Below are 2,384 nucleotides of genomic sequence, written 5' to 3'. Positions count from 1 at the left end.
GGTATGGGCGTGGTGTTCTTCGTCGTCTACTACCTGCTGTTCCGGTTCGCGATCACGAAGTGGAACATGCGGACTCCAGGTCGGGAGCCGGAGAGCGAATTCGAGGCGGAGGAGCAAGCGAACCTCGGCCAGGGCGCCGACGCTCCCACCGCGGTGAGCGCAGGAGGGTCCGGCACGGCGTCCGGGACTTCCGCGGCACCCACCGCGGTCGCGACCGACAGCAGGGCCGAGCAACTGATCGCCGCGTTCGGCGGCCGCGAGAACCTGGTGAACGTCGACGCCTGCATCACACGCCTGCGCATGGAGGTCGCCGACACCGGGAAGGTGGACCGGGCGCTACTGAAGGGCCTCGGGGCCGCCGGTGTCATCGAGGTCGGCAACAACGTTCAAGCGGTCTTCGGCACGCAGGCCGAGGCCCTGAAGAACGACATCGTCGACATCCTCTAGGACTACAGTCGCCGAGTTACGAGTCGCTGGGCAGGAACAACGCCGCTACGGTCGCCGCGATGAGGGCCAGTACCAGGATCGTCGTCGCGACGGCGACCCAGCCGTAACCGTCGAATGCCACGCCCCCGAACCAACCGATGACGCTCGACCCGCCGTAGTAGAACAGGTTGTACAGCGACGACGCTTGCGCTCTGCCAGCGGGCGCCGCCTGACCCGTCCAACCTGACGCGATGGAGTGGGCGCCGAAGAACCCCGCGGTGGCGATCACCAGACCGACGAGTATGGCGATCACGTTGTCGCTCAGCGTGACGGCGACGCCCGTGACCATGATCGCGATGGACACCAGCAGCACCCTCTTGCGGCCGAAGCGGGTGGATTCCGCGCCGGCCCGCGACGACGCCCAGGTTCCCGCCAGATAGGCGAGGAACACCAGGCTGACGGCGAACGGCGGGAGGAAGAACGGCGCGGCGGTCAGCCGGAAGCCCAGGAAGTTGTACAGCGCCACGAATCCGCCCATGAGGAGAAAGCCTTGGGCGAACAGGATGAGCTGACGGGGCGATCGCAGGTTGACGACCAAGCGGTGGGCCAGGCTGCCCTCGGGGTTGGCGCCGGACTCCTTCGATGGGTTGAAGCCTCGCGGTGCCGGGGCGAGCTTGACGAAGACCAGCGCCGCGATTCCACACACCAGCGCGACGGTGAACACTCCGATTCGCCATCCGGCCACCTCGGCGACGGGACTCGCGACCAACCGGCCCAGGAGACCGCCGATGGTGGTTCCTGCGACGAAGGTGCCCGCAGCGCGGGCGGCGTGCGAGGGGTCGATCTCCTCCGTCAGGTAGGCGACGGCGATCGCGGGCACTCCGCCGACGAAAAGACCCTCGAGAAACCGGCCCGTCAGCAGCAATTCAAAGGTGGGCGCAAACGGAACCAGAAGGCCGATCGTGGTCGCGACGCCGACCGAGATGGTCATCGCGTTCACCCTGCCGATGCGGTCGGCCAGCGTCGACCACGGGATCACGCCAATGGCGAGGCCGACGGTCGAGGCCGAGATCGTCAGGGCCGCTGCGGCGGCACCGATGTCCAGGTCTGCCGCTATCAGCGGTAGTACCGCCTGCGGTGAGTACAGCTGGGCGAAGGTGGCCACCCCGGCGCAGAACAGCGCGGCGAGCAGCCGTCCGTAGGCCGCCGATCCACGGGTGTGGCCGACCCAGTCCCGTGAGGCCTCTTGTTCGATCGACACCGAATGAAGCTATGAGCCGCATCGTGATGTGTCCAATGCATGACATCAATCGAGTTCATGCGCCTTTGGCATCAGTGCAGGTTCGCCGGCGGCGTTGGACGCTATGACTGCCTGAGAAAGTCCGCAAAGCGATCTGCCGGTGGGGACAGGGGGTGATCTCGGTCCCACACCAGCCCCACTTCACGCTTGGCGCCCAGGTTGGAGAGCGGAACGTGGACGGCGCTGGATTCGGCGCCCTCGCGAGGGACGGGCACGACTGCGACACCGAATCCAGCCGCCACCAACCCCTCCATCGTGGGGATTTCAGTGGCCTCGAACACGATGTCGGGGTCGAGACCCTCCTCCGCGCACAGGTCGTCGGTGAGCTGGCGCAGCCCGGACTGCCTTCCGAGCGCGACGAACGGCTCCCCCGCCGCGGCGGAGAGCCGTACCCGGCTTCGGTCGGCCAGTCGGTGCCCCCGGGGAACGGCCAGGCACAAGCGTTCGACATACAGCTGATGCCAGGCGAAGCCGGGCCCCTGAGGGCGCGGAGCGGTGATCGCCAGGTCGGCTTGGCCGTTGCGCACCCGGTGCGTGATCTCGTGCGCCGGACCTTGAAACAGCTCGAAGCCGATTCCTGGCACGTCTTGGCGGAAGCGTCGAAGTTGTTCCGGTACATACCAACTCGCCAACGAGTGCAGGAACGCCAGCCTTACTC

3 protein-coding genes are annotated in these 2,384 nt (G+C 67.1%); 1 reads left to right on the top strand and 2 read right to left on the bottom strand.

Going from position 1 to position 2,384, the window contains the following annotated elements:
* The coding region (locus ACRDUX_RS33990) for a PTS sugar transporter subunit IIB (protein WP_526420791.1) at positions 1 to 447 on the top strand (447 nt) is incomplete at its 5' end.
* 16 nt (positions 448 to 463) lie between these two features.
* Here the strand turns inward: ACRDUX_RS33990 and ACRDUX_RS33985 are convergent.
* Positions 464 to 1,687, bottom strand: coding sequence for an MFS transporter (locus ACRDUX_RS33985; RefSeq protein WP_526420789.1), 1,224 nt, complete (start codon positions 1,685 to 1,687; stop codon positions 464 to 466).
* A 101-nt stretch (positions 1,688 to 1,788) separates the two neighbouring features.
* Positions 1,789 to 2,384, bottom strand: a 596-nt coding sequence (locus ACRDUX_RS33980) for a LysR substrate-binding domain-containing protein (RefSeq protein ID WP_526420787.1), incomplete at its 5' end; no start/stop codon positions are given.

The organism is Mycobacterium sp. (genome assembly GCF_050701675.1).
Classification (GTDB): Bacteria; Actinomycetota; Actinomycetes; order Mycobacteriales; family Mycobacteriaceae; genus Mycobacterium.
The sequence above is the reverse complement of the archived record's forward strand: the minus strand, read 5'-3'. Positions and strand labels throughout refer to the sequence as shown.